This window comes from Acidisoma sp. S159 (assembly GCF_009766125.1).
Classification (GTDB): Bacteria; Pseudomonadota; Alphaproteobacteria; order Acetobacterales; family Acetobacteraceae; genus Acidisoma.
Map to the genome: position 1 here is coordinate 836,878 of NZ_LMUG01000059.1, position 15,420 is coordinate 852,297.

Genomic DNA, 15,420 nt, shown 5'->3' on the forward strand with positions numbered 1-15,420 from the left:
GCCGATGGATGCACAGATTGACCACGGCTCGCCCGTGACGAGCGGTGAGGTCGGTGAAACCGTGGATATCGCGGGCATCATGGGCGCGATTCCCCATCGGTATCCCTTCCTGCTGATCGACCGAGTGGTGCAGATGCACAAGAACACCTCGGCGATCGGGATCAAGAACGTAACGATCAACGAGTCGTTTTTCCAGGGCCATTTCCCCAGCCATCCGGTAATGCCGGGAGTGCTCATCATCGAGGCCATGGCGCAGACCGCGGCCGTGCTGGTGGTTGAAACCTTGGGGCCGGAGGCACGCGGGAAAGTCGTCTATTTCATGTCCATCGAGGGCGCGAAATTTCGCCGCCCGGTCGTGCCTGGCGATCAGGTGCATGTGCATGTCGTCAAGCTGCGCAATCGCGGCAATGTGTGGAAATTCCATGCCGTGGCGCGGGTCGACGGGATTTCCGTCGCGGAGGCGACCTACGCTGCCATGATCATGGATAAGCAGGGAACGTGAACTCAATCCACCCGTCGGCCATCGTCGCCGACGGCGCCGTCCTCGGCCAGAATGTCGAGATCGGGCCGTGGTGCCATGTCGGCCCCGATGTGGTGCTGGGGGATGGCGTTTGCCTGGTCTCCCATGCCGTGGTCGATGGCCATACGCGGCTTGCTGAGGGCGTGACCCTCTATCCCTTCGCCTCGGTCGGACTGCCGCCGCAGGACCTCAAGTATCGCGGCGAGCCGACGCGTTGCGAGATCGGGGCGCGCACCCGCATCCGCGAGCATTGTACCGTCCATCGTGGCACCGCGACGGGCAGCGGCATCACCCGGGTCGGCGCCGAATGCCTGCTGATGGCGGTGGTCCATATCGCCCATGACTGCGTTTTGGGGGACGGCGTCATCATCGCGAATAACGTGGTGATGGGCGGGCATGTGACGATCGAGGATGGGGCCGTGATCGGCGGCAGCGCGGCGTTGCACCAGTTCGTGCGGATCGGCCGGGGTGCCATGGTCGGCGGCGTTTCGGGTGTCGAGGCCGATGTCATTCCCTTCGGCATGGTGATGGGCAACCGGGCGCGGCTCGCTGGTCTCAACATCGTTGGGCTGCGACGACGAGGGCTCGATTCCGCGGCCATTCGCCGGCTGCGCGCGGCCTTCCGCCTGTTATTCCAGCACGAGGGCGTTTTCGCGGCCCGCGTCGGCGAGACGCGCATGCGCTATGGCGACGACCCGATTGTCGCCGAAATCCTCACCTTCATCGAGCAACCGAGCAAGCGCGGCCTGATCCGGCGCGAACCCCGCTTGGTCGAGGCTGACGACGCGGCCTGAGCGGGTGGCCGCAGCCTCCAGCACGCTCGGAATTATCGCGGGCGGCGGCACCTTGCCGCTCCGTATCGCGACAGCGGCCCAGTCCGCGGGGCGCCAGGTTTTCATCGTGGGCCTCGAGGGGCATGCCGATCCTAAGGCGCTCGCGCCCTTTCCTCATGTCATCCTGCGAGTCGGCGCGGCGGCGCGGATGCTGCGGCGCCTGAAGGCCGAGGGTTGCACCGACCTCGTCATGGCGGGGCCTGTGCGGCGGCCGTCGTTTTTTGAGATCCGCCCGGAAGCCGATGGGATGCGGTTGCTCGCCCGCGTCGGCAGGGCGGCTTTCGCGGGCGATGACGGGTTGTTGAAGGCGGTGATCCGCGTGCTGGGGGAGGAGGGTTTCCGCATCCTCGGCGCGCACGATGTGCTGGATGATCTGATTGGCCATACCGGGCTGCTGACCGAAATCGCGCCCGATGACGCGGCGCTGGCCGATGTGGCGCGGGGCGTCGCGGTAGCGCGGGCCATGGGTGCGGCGGATATCGGCCAAGGCTGCGTCGTGCAGGATGGTTTCGTGCTCGCGGTCGAAGCGGCCGAGGGCACCGACGCGATGCTTTCCCGCTGCGGTCCGTTGGCGCGTCCGGGACCGGGCGGCGTGCTGGTGAAGCTGGTCAAGCCGGGGCAGGAACGCCGGGCGGATTTGCCGACCATCGGCATTGAGACCGTGCGGCGCGCGGCAGAAGCCGGACTTCGAGGCTTGGCTTTCGAGGGCGGTGGCACCATCCTCATGGACCGCGCCGGCACCATCGCCGCCGCGAATGCGGCTGGGCTCTTCCTGCTCGGCCTCGACACTCACGAGACCGGCGCGGCAGCCGGCAGCCAGAAGGAACATGCCCCATGAGCGCGACGCAGGAATTCAGCTATCTCCACACCATGATGCGGGTCGGCAACCTCGACCGCAGCATCAAGTTTTATACCGAGAACCTCGGCATGAAGGAGCTTAGGCGGGCGGACGTGCCCGACGGGAAATACACCTTGGTGTTCCTTGGTTACGGGAATGAGCGTGACCATACGGTGCTGGAACTGACCTATAACTACGGCACCGAGACCTATGACATGGGCACGGCCTTCGGCCATCTCGCGCTGGGCGTATCGGACATCAAGGCGACCTGCGAAAAGCTGCGGAAGGCCGGTGCCAAGATCAGCCGCGAGCCAGGGCCGGTGAAGTTCGGCACCACCGTGATCGCCTTCATCGAGGACCCGGACGGCTACAAGATCGAGCTGATCGAGCGTAGCTAACACGCGTGGGCTCATCCGCCCGGTGCTAGCCCAGCGGACAGCGAGTCTCGCATTCCCGTCATGGCACGCGAAGGCGTGCCATCCACGCCTTCTTCCTTAGCGACGCCCGGCGAACGCGTGGATCCTCGGCCTTCGCCGAGGATGACGTGATTGATTGTTTCGCGCGCTGAGCCACCATGCACACTCGCGTAAAACGGGTGGCGCTGGTGCCACACAGTCTTCACAAAACACCTCAGGCGCGGTTTCCAGTGGAAATTCCGGGAAGCGGTCGCGATAATCGCGTGCTGCCTCCGCATATCGCCATGCACTATAACTAGTTGCCAATTGGCCTTCGGGGCCACAAGATATGGTATCGCCGCGTCGCTCGCGAGTCCGTGAGACGCCCCGCCAACCGCTCGATAAAGGACATGGCCCATGCGTTTCGACCGCGAACTCACGACCGAGGAAGAGGGCCGCTACGGCGAGATCGCGTTCACTACGACAACCAGCGAGATCAGAAATCCCGATGGCTCGGTGATCTTCCGCGCCGCTGATATCGAGGTTCCGGGCGCCTGGTCCCAGGTCGCCTGCGACGTCCTGGCGCAAAAATACTTCCGCAAGGCCGGCATCCCGGCGCGGCTCAAGCCCGTCGAGGAACCCGGCGTGCCCGGTTGGCTGCGCCGCCATGTGCGCGATGAGGAGGCCCTCGCCGGACTGCCGGAAACCGAGCGGCTCGTCGGCGAATCCTCGGCGAAGCAGGTCTTCGACCGCATGGCCGGGACCTGGACCTATTGGGGCTGGAAGGCCGGCTATTTCGACAGCGAGGGCGATGCCCGAGCCTTCCGCGACGAGCTTGTCTTCATGCTGGCCCGCCAGATGGCCGCGCCCAATTCGCCGCAATGGTTCAATACCGGCCTGCATTGGGCCTATGGCATCGACGGTCCAGCGCAGGGCCATTTCTACGTCGATTCCGCGACCGGCAAGGTGATCGAGTCGACCAGCGCCTATGAGCACCCGCAGCCGCATGCCTGCTTCATCCAATCCGTCTCGGATGATCTGGTGAATGAGGGCGGCATCATGGATCTCTGGGTCCGCGAGGCCCGGCTGTTCAAATATGGCTCCGGCACCGGCTCCAACTTCTCCAAGCTGCGCGGCGATGGCGAGAAGCTGTCGGGTGGCGGCCGTTCTTCCGGCCTCATGAGCTTCCTCAAGATCGGCGACCGCGCGGCGGGCGCCATCAAGTCGGGCGGCACGACGCGCCGCGCCGCCAAGATGGTGTCGGTCGATGTCGATCATCCGGATATCGAGGCTTATGTCGATTGGAAGGTCGTCGAGGAGCAGAAGGTCGCGGCGCTCGTTGCGGGCTCCAAGATGACGAAGCGCCAGCTCGATGGCGTCATCCTCGCCGCCCGCGCGGCGGCGCCGGATCTGGGCGACGCGGCCTATGACGTGCTGAAGAACCCGGCGCTGAAGGCCGCCGTGCGCAAGGCCAAGGATTGCGCGATCCCCGAGAACTATATCCGCCGCGCCATCGACGCAGCGCGCCAGGGGCAGGAGAGTTTCGACTTCCGCACGTACGACACCGATTGGGATAGCGACGCCTATCTCACCGTCGCCGGCCAGAACTCCAACAACTCCGTGCGGCTGACCAATGACTTCGTGCAGCGCGTGCTGGACGACAAGGACTGGAACCTCATCCGCCGCACCGACGGCAAGATCCACAAGACGATGCGGGCGCGCGCACTGTGGGACAAGATCAGCTCAGCCGCCTGGGCCTCTGCCGATCCCGGCGTGCAATACGACACCACCATCAATGAGTGGCACACCTGCCCGGCGGGCGGACGCATCAATGCGTCCAACCCCTGCTCGGAATACATGTTCCTCGATGACACCGCCTGTAATCTTGCGTCGCTGAACCTGCTGGCCTTCCGGCGCGACGACGGCCATTTCGACACCGCGACCTTCACCCATGGCGTCCGCCTCTGGACCGTGGTTTTGGAGATCGCGGTGCTGATGGCGCAGTTTCCGTCGAAGGAGATCGCGCGGCTGTCCTACGATTACCGCACCCTCGGCCTCGGCTACGCCAATCTCGGCGGTCTGCTGATGGCGGCGGGGCTGCCCTATGACAGCGATGGCGGTCGCGCCATCGCGGGCGGCATCAGCGCGGTGATGACCGGCGTCGCCTATCGCACCTCCGCCGAGATGGCAGCCCAGCTCGGGCCATTCGCCGAGTTCCCCGCCAATCGCGAGCCGATGCTGCGCGTCATCCGCAACCACCGGCGCGCGGCGCGCGGCGGCGTGGAGGCTTACGAGGGGCTGACGGTGGCACCGGTGCCTTTCCTGCGCGCGCAATGCCCCGATGCCGGTCTTGCCAATGCCGTGGCCGATGTTTGGGACGAAGCGCTCAAGATGGGCGAGGCGCATGGCTATCGTAATGCGCAGGTCAGTGTCGTGGCGCCGACCGGCACCATCGGGTTGGTGATGGATTGCGACACCACCGGCATCGAGCCTGATTTCGCGCTGGTGAAGTTCAAGAAACTGGCGGGCGGCGGTTACTTCAAGATCATCAACCGCATCGTGCCGACCGGCCTCGCGACGCTCGGCTATACGCCGGCGGCGGTCGATCGCATCATCCGCTATGCCGTCGGCCATGGCACGCTGCTTGGCGCGCCGGCCATCAACCAACAAAGCCTGACCGCCAAGGGCTTCGGCGCGGCGGATCTCGCCAAGGTCGAGTCCTCGCTGGTCGCGGCCTTCGACATCAAGTTCGTCTTCAACAAATGGACGCTGGGCGAGGAATTCCTCATCAACGCCCTCGGCATGACGGCGGAGGCTATCGCGACGCCGAAATTCGATCTGCTGACGGCGCTGGGCTTCACCCGCGCGCAGATCGAGGCGGCGAATACCTATATCTGCGGCGCGATGACGCTGGAGGGCGCGCCGGAACTCGACCCCGCGCATCTGCCGGTATTCGACTGCGCCAATCCCTGCGGCCGTATCGGTGTGCGGTTTCTCTCGGCCGACAGCCATATCCGCATGATGGCGGCATCGCAGCCCTTCATTACCGGCGCGATCTCGAAGACCATCAATATGCCGAACTCGGCCTCGGTCGAGGATTGTTCGATGGCGTATCTGCTGTCCTGGCGCCTCGGGTTGAAGGCCAATGCGCTGTATCGCGATGGCTCCAAGCTCAGCCAGCCGCTGTCTTCGCAGCTCATCGACGATGAGGATGATGACGCGGAGGAGCTGATCGCGATGGCGCCGGCGGCTCAGGCGGTCGCGATGGCGGAGCGTATCGTCGAGCGCGTCATCCATCGCGCCGAGCGCCGCAAGCTTGCGGGCCGCCGCAAGGGCTATACGCAGAAGGCGAGCGTCGGCGGCCACAAGGTCTATCTGCGGACCGGCGAATACGAGGATGGCAGCCTCGCCGAGGTGTTCATCGATATGCACAAGGAAGGTTCCGCCTTCCGCTCGCTGATGAACAACTTCGCGATCGCCATTTCGATCGGGCTGCAATACGGCGTGCCGCTGGAAGAATTCGTCGAGGCTTTCACCTTCACGCGTTTCGAGCCGGCGGGGATGGTGCAGGGCAACGACGCCATCCGCATGGCGACCTCGATCATCGATTACATTTTCCGCGAGCTGGCGGTGTCCTATCTGGCGCGCAACGATCTCGCGCATGTCGATGCGTCGGATCTGCTGCCGGATGCGATGGGCACGGGGATCGGCGAGGGCAATCTGCCGCGCGGACCTGGACCTTTGGCGGAGGAGGCGCGCTCCCGGCTGGCGGATATCCAGCGTGACGTGAGCCGTGGTTTTGTGCGCGGGCCGTTGCAGGCGACGACGGTTTCGGCGCCAGTGGCCGCGGCGGATGACCGGATGAGCCGGGTGCGGGAGGCGAAGGTGAAGGGCTATGAGGGCGACAGCTGCCCGGATTGCGGCAACTTCACGATGGTGCGGAATGGGACGTGCTTGAAATGCGTGACGTGCGGGGCGACGAGCGGGTGTTCTTGAGCCACAAGCAAGGCGACTATCTCTGCTGACTATTCGGCAGGATAGTCGCCTTCGGTGGTTCTATTGTTTGATGTATCTTCTCATGTAATCCGATGCGGCCTGCGCGAGCGCAAAAGGAATCTGCTGTCTGGCGGCAACCTGGTCGTGCACAGTACTGCTATTGTAAAGAGGCTCGCCTTCATACGGCAGGTAGAGACCGTTCTTCCCATGCTGCCATTGGTCGTAATCCTGTACGACGTAGCCCGATCTCGTTTGCGCAAAATACTGCTGCTGTTCGGCTATCATTTTAGGGAGATTAGATTGAGGGAGATTAACTGGGGCTACTACGTCGGGAAGGCTAAAGAAGTTCGCACCCTGCCCGTGGATATAAGCGACATTAGAATTAAATGTTTGGAGCGGCGTTGAAGGTATGGGCACAGCTTGGACTGGTCTGGGCGTAATGGTCGGTCTGAGTGTAACGGGGGCAGGGGGCGGCGGTATTGGTACCGGCTGTTGCACCTGCGGCGCATCAAAAGTGAGCGAACTAGTTAGCGACGTCGCCAGCGGCAGGTAGGCTGCTGGGCTTTCTGTCATGAATTTATAAAGCGCTGCCGCGTACTCCGAGTCCGAGTTCACCGGAACACCATTTAAACGGGCACTATAACTTCCCCCACCCTCTGGCGCGACCGCGAACCCCTGATCATATGCATGGGGTCCATGTTTCTTCTCTTTTGCCAGCAATGCCCAGTCGGAGTTAGCCCAAGAGATGTAGGTGTCGCCGTAAGGCTTTCCCGGCATTTTGCTGAGATCGAGAGGGTAGAGATAGTTCCATTTATTGCCCGGATAACCCATTACATGTGCCTCGACGGCCTTCTTGTTAACGTCATACCAATTGTGGACAGCGGCGTCGAAGTCGGGCGGGGATGGCTGCTTCTTGTTAGTGAGCGACATGTTAAACACAGCCGGTGTGTCGACGTGGCCACCCGGCGGCTGAAATCCACTATAGGGACTGCCTTTATTGACTGTCGAGGACATTTCAAGGTTTCCAGATGTTAGTGTTAGTTGTGCTAACACGTGGATATTTCTTTTCTCTAAATCCGCGGCGCACTTAGGATTGGAGGCTGGCCGCTATCTCGCGGCGCGGTCTGGCCGAGCTATGATCCCGTTAAGTGGAGGTGATCATGGACGCGCTTTACATCACGCCCGCCTTGCCCGAGGGAACGCAGAGCCTCAAGACCGGGGGCATCAAGCCCCTGGGATGCCCCAGCCTGATCACCCGCCGTCACGGCCTGGTAGCCCGGATGAAACGGGTGATCTTGCGCCGCTAGCGGTTTCGCAGCCGCGACCTTACCAGCTATCGCCCTCGCGGCGGAGTCACACCAAAAGAGCCGCGTCGCGACGAGAAGCTGAGCCTGTGCCGCCTCGTGACATCCCAGCCGTAAGCCGCTCCATGATAGCGCGATGCAGCCGGTCCTTGAGCACCTCCATGAACGGTCTCGCGTAGTGGCTGCTGCCGTCGGTAAGCGCCTCGGTGATGCCGTAGCCGCGAGCGATCGGCAGGGGATCGAAGAATGTCTCGCCGGCCGCTTCGGAGAAACGCCGCAGCACGTCGTTGATTTGTGCCCGTTCACGGATCGGCTTCCCGTCCGAGCCGTCCACGTTGAGTGTGGGGACGAGAACGAGTGGGCGCCGGAGCATCTCCCGGAGCTGGTACAGCCCGGTCATCATGGCGTCCGGCGTCTGCGTCACTTGCCTCGCTTCGGTGGCGAGAGACCGCAACGCCTCGGGAATGTCCGAGAGTTCACGGCTTTCAGGCGGTGCCTTCAACAGCCGTAATAGTCTGCTGTAATCGACCCCCCCAGCTTCGAAGGCAGCCTTTAAACACCATCGCTGCAGCTCCAAATTTCGCCACTGCACGGTGTTAATCGAGGAGACCTCGACCACGAAAACCTCGGACGCCTCATAGTAATCCGGCCGGAAGAGGTCAGTCTCGAAGTGATCGGCCTCATAGGCCACGAGCGGGACAAGGCTGGGCGTGATCGCCACTTCGCCCTTGAGGATCCTGATCTTCTGGATCGCTTCGGGGATGCTGTGGGTGTACCACCTGACCGGGTCTCGGACCGGGTCGATTTGGTTGTCTCGCTCCAGGTAGCTAAGCGGCGAGAATATCCGGCAGGTTCCGATCGCGGCGACCCTTGGCCGGATGGCTTCGGCAGCCAAAGTGAGCCCGTCCATCGCTCTCAGTCTCCCGCCATCACTTCGTGTCGTTCGCTGATTGTAATGTTACGACATCGACGCGAAGCGGATCAACCCTCTGCCCCTAGCGCCGCGCTACTTCCCACCGCGAGGTAGCTGCGCCATAGCTTCGCTTTGCGCCACTCAGTGGAGACGACCATGGACGGGGTGAACACCAATCCGTCGGGCGATGCCAAGCAGGCCTTCGGGACCGAGGGCATCAAGCCCATGGGGCGTCCCAGCCTGACCACGCGTGCCGTCATGAGCGTGGTCGCCTGGGTGGAGCGGATGAACCTCCGCTGCTCCAAGGTCGGCAATCCGCCGGTCTATGACCTCGCGACTTTCGCCTGGGCGCATGAGATCGAGCGGGAATGGGCCCTGATCCGCACCGAACTCGATCATGTCCTGGTCCGCAAGCAGGACCTGCCGAGCTTTCATGACATCTCGACCGATGTCGCGACGATCAGCACCGATGCCGGCTGGAAGACGTTCTTCCTCACCGGCTATGGCCATACCTCCGCGAATAACACCGCGCTTTGTCCGGAAACCTGGCGCATCGTCCAGAAAATACCTGGTCTGCGGACGGCGATGTTCTCGATCTTCGAGCCGGGCAAGCATCTGCCGGCCCATCGCGGCCCCTATAACGGCGTCCTGCGCCTGCATCTCGGCCTCAAGGTGCCGCCCTATCCCGACAAGATCGCGATCCGCGTCGACAAGCAGATCTGCCATTGGCAGGAGGGCCGCGCGCTGATCTTCGACGATGCCTTCGAGCATGAGGCCTGGAATCATTCCGACGAGACGCGCGTGGTGCTGTTTGTCGATTTCGACAAGCCGCTGCGGTTCCCGGCCGTGCTGTTCCACAAGCTATTGCTCAGTGTCGCGATCTTCACGCCCTTCATTCGGGAAGGGGCGGAGAACCATACGGCGTGGGAGAAGAAATTCTACGCCGAGGCGGAGGCTCTGCGGAACGCCCAGCCTCGATAGTAGGCGTTCGCCACCCAACCTATTACTCCGCCGAGACCCAGGAGAGAAAGAATGACAACGACCGCCAACGGCCGCACGGCCGACCATCCGATCAGCGCCCAATTCCTAGAGCGCTGGTCGCCCCGCGCCTTCACCGGGGAGGTGATCTCCGAAGCCGATCTGATGACTATCTTCGAGGCCGCGCGCTGGGCGCCGTCCTCCTACAACTCCCAACCGTGGCGCTTCGTTTATGCCCGGCGCGGCACGCCGCATTGGGAGAAGCTGCTTGGGCTGCTGATCCCCTTCAACCAGTCTTGGGCCAAGGAAGCGGGGGCGCTGGTGATTGTCGTCTCCAATTCCCTCATGACGACCCCGAGCAGCGAGAAGCCGGTGCCTTCGCATAGCCATTCCTTCGATACGGGCGCGGCCTGGGCCTATATGGCGCTGGAGGCGCAGCGGATCGGCTGGCACACGCACGGCATGGTCGGCTTCGACATCCCGCGCGCCTTCGCCGAGCTCGACGTGCCTGAGGGCCATCGCGTGGAAGCCGCCGTCGCGATCGGCCGCCAGTGCGACAAGTCGGTTCTGCCGGAGCAACTTCAGGCCCGTGAGGCGCCGAGCCCCCGCAAGCCGATCAGCGAGAGCGTTTTCGAGGGTGGGTTCAAGAAGGGCTGAGGGCGTTTAGGGCTGGCCCGGCTCATGCAACCGGGCCGCCGGCGCCGAAGGCTCGACATTCAGCGAAAGGAGATCGTCGAGGGAGAAGGGGCATCGCGGAGCGAGGTCTGGTGAGGAGGGGTGTCCGGCGCGGGCTTGGGCCACGGCATAGCCATAGCAGGTCGGATTGCTGCTCCGACCAAATCAGAATGTCCCGCTCATATAATTCGTCTGCCATCACTAGGTGTTAGCCCAGACCTGGTGAGCCAAATCTAGATTGCGTGGCCGGCCACCCATCCGCTCGCCCAGGCCCATTGGAAATTGTAGCCGCCCAGCCAGCCGGTCACGTCCACCGCTTCACCAATGAAGTAGAGGCCCGGCACATTGCGCGCCGCCATCGTCTGGGATGAGAGCGCGCTGGTATCGACACCCCCGCGCGTGACCTCGGCTTTGGCGAAGCCCTCGGAACCCGAGGGGACCAGGCGCCAGTTCTTCAGTCGCTCTGCCACCGCCGACAACGTCTTGTCGGTGAGTTCCGCCATCGGCCGTGTCGCGCCCTCCGCCAGGGCCGCGGCGAGGCGTTGGGGCAGGGCCTCCGCCAAGGCCGTGCGCAGCTCGATCCGTGGCCGCTCGCGCTTCAGCGAGAACAGCCAGGCCCGCGCATCCCGCTCCGGCGTGAGGTCGAGCGACAGGTTGCCGTTCGGGCCGAGGTAGCTCGAGGCTTGCAGGATGGCGGGGCCGGAGAGGCCGCGATGGGTGAAGAGCAGCGCCTCCCTAAAGGCGGTTTTGCCGACGCGGGCGATCGCTTCGCAGGAGACGCCACTCAAGCCGCGCATCAGGCCAAGCTCTGGCTCCGCGAAGGTCAGCGGCACGAGCGCCGGTTCGGGTGTGACGATAGGTAAGCCGAATTTTCGCGCGATGTCATAAGCGAAGCCGGTCGCGCCCATTTTCGGGATCGAGAGGCCACCAGTCGCCACCACCAGGGCAGCCGCCGTCACGCCACCGCTTGGGGTCTCGACGCGAAATGCCTGGCCGTCATGGCCGAGATCGCTAACGCGCTGACCCAGCCGCAGCACGACGCCCGCCGCCGCGCATTCGGCGAGCAGCAGGGCGACCACCTGCCGCGCTGAGCCGTCGCAGAACAGCTGGCCCAGCGTCTTCTCGTGCCAGGCAATCCCGTGGCGGTCGATCAGCGCGATAAAGGCGGCAGGCGGGTAGCGGCTGAGCGCCGATTTGGCGAAATGCGGATTGGCCGAGAGGAAGCGCGTCGGCGGCGTCTCGCGATTGGTGAAGTTGCAGCGACCGCCGCCGGATATGATGATCTTGGCACCCGCTTCGGCGCCATGGTCGAGCAGAAGCACGCGCCGGCCGCGCTGCCCCGCGGTCATCGCCGCCATCAGGCCGGCCGCGCCGGCCCCGAGCACGATGGCGTCGAACTGCTCCATGCTAAGCGCGGCAAACCTTCATGCCATGCCGCCGCATCGCGGGCGGCTAGCCTTCCAGCAGATGGCCGAAGGCGCGGAAGGGGCGCAGGCGATCACAAACGATCTTCATTATGGCGAGCATCGGCACCGCCAGAATGGCGCCCGCGACACCCCACATCCAATACCAGAAGATCAAGGACAGCATCACCGCGACCGGATTTATGGTGAAGCGACTCGCCAGCAGCATCGGCGTGATGATCTCGCCTTCCGCGACATGGATCCCGAAATACAGGCCCGCCGGCAGGATCGAGAACCACTCGAATCCCCAGGTCACAATGCCGACCGCCAGGAAAACCAGGATGCCGCAGAACGGCCCGAGGATCGGTACGAAGTTGAGGCAGAAGGCAACGACGCCCCAAAGAATCGCGCCCGGCACGCCGCAGATCCACATCACCGCGCCGGTCGCGCAACCAACCACGGCGTTGATGATCGTGATGGTCAGGAGATAGGCCGAGAGGTCCTTCTCCATATGCATGGAGATTTCCACCGCCTCGCGCTTGTCGTCGAAGCGGGGCAGTACCTCCACCAGGCGGCGCAGGAAGGTTTCGCCGAAGACCAAGAGATAGAAGAGGACGAGCAGCGTCTCCAAGAGATGGGAGGCGACAGTGCCGGTGCCGCTGAAGACCGCCGTCACCATGCCGACGGGATGAGCGAAGAAGGAATCCGATCCCGGCCCGGTGAAATGGACACCCATATTCTCGAGCGTGCGCTGAATATGATCCACCGGCGTTTTCAGCATGGCGAAGCGCTTCTGCAGCATCGGCCAGGCCTGAGGCAACTGCCCGGCCCAGCGGGAAGCCGGGCTCGACAGCAGCATCCCAAGGCCGACGAAGACGCCAAGGAGCAGTGCAATCGAGAACAGCGCGCCGACCGCCTTCGGCACATGCACCCGTTCCAGCAGCTTTACCAATGGCTGGAACAGCAGCTTGAGCACGATCGCGAGGACCACCGGCAGCACGATGTCCCGGGCGACATAGAGACACGCCAGGATCGCGATGGTCGTCAGGATGCCGAGGCAGACGGATTGGGTCGAGCGCGGTAGCGGCATGTCATGCCGCCGCAGTTCCGTATCGTCGGACTCGCCGACCGTGAGCCCGAGCGCTTCGCCCAGGCCACCGCGCCCGTGCTCTTCGTCGGTGGCCGAGCCGGCGGTGCCGGGCTCCTTCGTCAGGCCGAAGGCCGGTGATGCGGACAAACTAGGTTCCATCAGTCGGAGGAAGATAACGGGTCAATAATAGCAAGTGGGCGGGTCGGATGTGGAAGACAATTGCTCGCGTACCGCACCCGATCTCAACTCATCCAGGACGGCGGCGTCAGTCCCCGGCCGCGCAGGAAGTCAGGATTGAAGAGCCTGGACTGATAGCGCGCCCCGCCGTCACAGAGAATGGTGACGATGACATGGTCAGGCCCCATCTGACGTCCGAGGCGGATGGCGGCGGCGACATTGATGCCGGCCGAGCCGCCGACCGAGAGCCCCTCACACTGTAGAAGGTCGTACACTTGCTCCAGCGCCTCCTCATCGGTGACGCGTAGAGCATCGTCGATCTGGGCGTCGCGAAGGTTACCGGGCACGCGGGACTGGCCGATGCCCTCGGTGATGGAACTGCCCTCGACCGAGAGGTCGTTCGATTTCACCCAGCCATAGAGGCCGCTGCCTGTGGGGTCAGCCAAGACAATCTTCACGCGCGAACTGCGCAGCTTGAGCGCATCGGACACCCCGGCGAGCGTGCCGCCAGTACCGCAGGCGCAGGTGAAGGCGTCGATGCGGCCGTTGGTTTGCGCCCAGATCTCGACGCCGGTCGTCATCGCATGGCCACGGCGATTGGCGAGATTGTCGAATTGGTCAGCGTAGACGGCATCGAGCTCGTCCGCCAGGCGACGCGCGACATGGACGTAGTTGCCCGGGTCCTTGAAAGGCTTGGCGGGCACCAGACGCAGATCGGCGCCAATCATCCGGAGAAAGTCGATCTTCTCCTGACTCTGGGTCTCCGGCATCACGATGACGGATTTGTAGCCGCGCGCATTGGCGACGAGCGTGATGCCGATGCCGGTATTCCCGGCGGTACCTTCGACGATCGTGCCGCCGGTGCGCAATTGGCCGCGCTGTTCGGCGTTGAGGATGATGGCGAGGGCGGCGCGATCCTTCACGGAACCGCCAGGGTTCATGAACTCCGCCTTGCCGAGAATGGTGCAGCCGGTGGCCTCAGATGCGCGGCGCAGGCGGATCAGCGGCGTTCCGCCGATGGCACCGACGAGGCCGTCGGCGATCGCGGCGTCGCTCGGCGTCAGACGATCAGTGGACATGCCGGTCCTCGCTCTTGCCATCCCGATGCCGCGGGGCCTTCACTGGCCACCGAGACGCGAGGAGAAGAGACATGATCGAAGACATCGAGCCGGGCAAGGTTTGGGATGCCCTCAAGAGCGATCCGCAAGCCGCGCTATGCGACGTGCGGACCGATGCCGAATGGAACTTCGTCGGCCTGCCGAACCTGGAGGAGGCTGGTAAGGAGCCGGTGCTGATCCCTTGGCAGGTCTATCCGTCGATGCAGCGCAACGGTGCCTTCGTCGAGCATTTGCGTGCCGCGGGCCTCACCCCCGAACACCGGGTTTTCTTTATATGCCGCAGTGGCGCGCGCAGCCTGGCCGCCGCGCAGGCCGCACGGGCGGCGGGTTTTCCCGAGGTCTACAATGTGGCCGATGGTTTCGAGGGGCCGGTGGGACCCGAAGGACATCGCGGAACCGTTGCGGGCTGGAAGGCAGACGGGCTGCCTTGGCAGCAGCGATAGCCAGCTTGGTGTGGCGGGTCGGCGACGCGCGGACTAGTACAGGCTGGGACCTAGCCAGTACCGTCATGCTCGGCCTTCGCCGAGCATGACGATGGGTTGTGGCGAGGAAGTGCTCAGCGATACGCAGGTGACCCGCTCAGCGACACGCGGAATTGGGAGAGGAACCGCAGATGACGAAACCCGATCTGGTCGCGCTTTGGGAGGCGCATTGCCGCTACGAGTTCGAGACGCGGGATGTCGATGCGACGATGGCGACGATGGTCGCCACACCCTACGTCAACCACATCCCGACCATGACCGGCGGCGTCGGGCACGACGAACTCAAGCGCTTCTACAAATTTCACTTCATCCAAGGCAATCCGCCGGACCTTCGTCTGACGCCGATCAGCCGCACCGTCGGCGACAGCCAGATCGTCGATGAGTTCATCATCGGCTTCACGCATACGACAGTCATCGACTGGATGCTGCCGGGCGTCGAACCCACTGGCCGTGCGGTCGAGATTCCAGCGATCGCCGTCATCCGGTTCGAGGGCGACAAGCTGCTTCACGAGCATATCTATTGGGACCAGGCCTCGGTTCTCGTGCAGGTCGGCCTGCTCGATCCCAGAGGTTTGCCTGTCGCGGGCGCAGAGACGGCGCGCAAGGTCGCGGACAAAAACCGCCCGAGCAACGCGCTGATGGCCGCCTGGGCAAGCAGCGAGGGCAAGCCGCTCTAGCGTCCACCATCTCCGGCTAGC

At 63.8% G+C, this 15,420-nt stretch carries 15 protein-coding genes; 10 read left to right on the forward strand and 5 right to left on the reverse strand.

The features are described 5' to 3' along the window. Positions 1-4: 4 nt before the first annotated feature. The 5 genes from fabZ to GSQ92_RS20665 all read left to right on the forward strand — a co-directional run bounded on the left by fabZ (position 5) and on the right by GSQ92_RS20665 (position 6,582). Positions 5-502 (forward strand): 3-hydroxyacyl-ACP dehydratase FabZ, encoded by a 498-nt coding sequence (gene fabZ / locus GSQ92_RS20645; RefSeq protein WP_158804448.1) that lies wholly within the window; start codon positions 5-7, stop codon positions 500-502. Then, a complete protein-coding gene (gene lpxA, locus GSQ92_RS20650; RefSeq protein ID WP_159013883.1) occupies positions 499-1,314 on the forward strand; it encodes an acyl-ACP--UDP-N-acetylglucosamine O-acyltransferase in 816 nt (271 codons plus the stop codon). Before fabZ ends, lpxA begins: the two co-directional genes overlap by 4 nt. Before the next feature lie 4 nt (positions 1,315-1,318). After that, a complete protein-coding gene (locus GSQ92_RS20655; RefSeq protein ID WP_158804446.1) occupies positions 1,319-2,191 on the forward strand; it encodes an LpxI family protein in 873 nt (290 codons plus the stop codon). After that, on the forward strand, positions 2,188-2,589 hold the full coding sequence (gene gloA / locus GSQ92_RS20660; RefSeq protein WP_158804445.1) for a lactoylglutathione lyase: 402 nt from the start codon (positions 2,188-2,190) through the stop codon (positions 2,587-2,589). Before GSQ92_RS20655 ends, gloA begins: the two co-directional genes overlap by 4 nt. 414 nt (positions 2,590-3,003) lie before the next feature. Further along, a complete protein-coding gene (locus GSQ92_RS20665) occupies positions 3,004-6,582 on the forward strand; it encodes a vitamin B12-dependent ribonucleotide reductase (protein ID WP_158804444.1) in 3,579 nt (1,192 codons plus the stop codon). A gap of 60 nt (positions 6,583-6,642) precedes the next feature. On the opposite strand, the gene GSQ92_RS20670 is transcribed toward GSQ92_RS20665, so the two are convergent. Further along, on the reverse strand, positions 6,643-7,596 hold the full coding sequence (locus tag GSQ92_RS20670) for a hypothetical protein (protein WP_158804443.1): 954 nt from the start codon (positions 7,594-7,596) through the stop codon (positions 6,643-6,645). 146 nt (positions 7,597-7,742) lie between these two features. On the opposite strand from GSQ92_RS20670, the gene GSQ92_RS20675 reads away from it, so the two are divergent. Then, complete coding sequence (locus GSQ92_RS20675; protein ID WP_158804442.1) at positions 7,743-7,889, forward strand: hypothetical protein; 147 nt, start codon at positions 7,743-7,745, stop codon at positions 7,887-7,889. A 46-nt stretch (positions 7,890-7,935) separates the two neighbouring features. Here GSQ92_RS20675 and GSQ92_RS20680 read toward each other — a convergent pair whose 3' ends face one another. Continuing rightward, the gene (locus GSQ92_RS20680) at positions 7,936-8,796 is read right to left on the reverse strand and encodes a hypothetical protein (RefSeq protein WP_158804441.1); all 861 of its coding nucleotides are present in this window, start codon (positions 8,794-8,796) and stop codon (positions 7,936-7,938) included. A 159-nt stretch (positions 8,797-8,955) separates the two neighbouring features. Here GSQ92_RS20680 and GSQ92_RS20685 point away from each other — a divergent pair, with 159 nt between their 5' ends. After that, positions 8,956-9,780 carry an aspartyl/asparaginyl beta-hydroxylase domain-containing protein gene (locus GSQ92_RS20685; protein WP_158804440.1) on the forward strand — a complete coding sequence of 275 codons (825 nt, stop codon included), beginning with the start codon at positions 8,956-8,958 and terminating at the stop codon, positions 9,778-9,780. A gap of 51 nt (positions 9,781-9,831) precedes the next feature. Continuing rightward, positions 9,832-10,434 (forward strand): nitroreductase family protein, encoded by a 603-nt coding sequence (locus tag GSQ92_RS20690; RefSeq protein ID WP_158804439.1) that lies wholly within the window; start codon positions 9,832-9,834, stop codon positions 10,432-10,434. Positions 10,435-10,685: 251 nt separating this feature from the next. On the opposite strand, the gene GSQ92_RS20695 is transcribed toward GSQ92_RS20690, so the two are convergent. From GSQ92_RS20695 to GSQ92_RS20705, 3 genes are all read right to left on the reverse strand, one after another. After that, on the reverse strand, positions 10,686-11,858 hold the full coding sequence (locus GSQ92_RS20695; protein WP_158804438.1) for an NAD(P)/FAD-dependent oxidoreductase: 1,173 nt from the start codon (positions 11,856-11,858) through the stop codon (positions 10,686-10,688). A 46-nt stretch (positions 11,859-11,904) separates the two neighbouring features. Further along, a complete protein-coding gene (locus GSQ92_RS20700; RefSeq protein WP_158804437.1) occupies positions 11,905-13,092 on the reverse strand; it encodes an AI-2E family transporter in 1,188 nt (395 codons plus the stop codon). Between the two features lie 95 nt (positions 13,093-13,187). Then, on the reverse strand, positions 13,188-14,201 hold the full coding sequence (locus GSQ92_RS20705) for a cysteine synthase A (protein WP_158804436.1): 1,014 nt from the start codon (positions 14,199-14,201) through the stop codon (positions 13,188-13,190). A 71-nt stretch (positions 14,202-14,272) separates the two neighbouring features. Between GSQ92_RS20705 and GSQ92_RS20710 the strand changes: the two genes are divergently transcribed. Together GSQ92_RS20710 and GSQ92_RS20715 are read left to right on the forward strand one after the other, a co-directional pair. Beyond that, positions 14,273-14,683, forward strand: coding sequence for a rhodanese-like domain-containing protein (locus tag GSQ92_RS20710; protein WP_158804435.1), 411 nt, complete (start codon positions 14,273-14,275; stop codon positions 14,681-14,683). Between the two features lie 170 nt (positions 14,684-14,853). Continuing rightward, positions 14,854-15,399 (forward strand): ester cyclase, encoded by a 546-nt coding sequence (locus GSQ92_RS20715; protein ID WP_158804434.1) that lies wholly within the window; start codon positions 14,854-14,856, stop codon positions 15,397-15,399. Positions 15,400-15,420 lie beyond the last annotated feature (21 nt).

Excerpts from the sequence above, each read along its gene's own strand:
- GSQ92_RS20665 (WP_158804444.1), top strand. The coding sequence starts at position 3,004 with ATGCGTTTCGACCGCGAACTCACGACCGAGGAAGAGGGCCGCTACGGC.
- GSQ92_RS20710 (WP_158804435.1), top strand. The coding sequence starts at position 14,273 with ATGATCGAAGACATCGAGCCGGGCAAGGTTTGGGATGCCCTCAAGAGC.
- GSQ92_RS20705 (WP_158804436.1), bottom strand. The coding sequence starts at position 14,201 with ATGTCCACTGATCGTCTGACGCCGAGCGACGCCGCGATCGCCGACGGC.
- gloA (WP_158804445.1), top strand. The coding sequence starts at position 2,188 with ATGAGCGCGACGCAGGAATTCAGCTATCTCCACACCATGATGCGGGTC.
- GSQ92_RS20695 (WP_158804438.1), bottom strand. The coding sequence starts at position 11,858 with ATGGAGCAGTTCGACGCCATCGTGCTCGGGGCCGGCGCGGCCGGCCTG.
- GSQ92_RS20680 (WP_158804441.1), bottom strand. The coding sequence starts at position 8,796 with ATGGACGGGCTCACTTTGGCTGCCGAAGCCATCCGGCCAAGGGTCGCC.
- GSQ92_RS20670 (WP_158804443.1), bottom strand. The coding sequence starts at position 7,596 with ATGTCCTCGACAGTCAATAAAGGCAGTCCCTATAGTGGATTTCAGCCG.
- GSQ92_RS20685 (WP_158804440.1), top strand. The coding sequence starts at position 8,956 with ATGGACGGGGTGAACACCAATCCGTCGGGCGATGCCAAGCAGGCCTTC.
- GSQ92_RS20690 (WP_158804439.1), top strand. The coding sequence starts at position 9,832 with ATGACAACGACCGCCAACGGCCGCACGGCCGACCATCCGATCAGCGCC.
- GSQ92_RS20715 (WP_158804434.1), top strand. The coding sequence starts at position 14,854 with ATGACGAAACCCGATCTGGTCGCGCTTTGGGAGGCGCATTGCCGCTAC.
- GSQ92_RS20675 (WP_158804442.1), top strand. The coding sequence starts at position 7,743 with ATGGACGCGCTTTACATCACGCCCGCCTTGCCCGAGGGAACGCAGAGC.
- fabZ (WP_158804448.1), top strand. The coding sequence starts at position 5 with ATGGATGCACAGATTGACCACGGCTCGCCCGTGACGAGCGGTGAGGTC.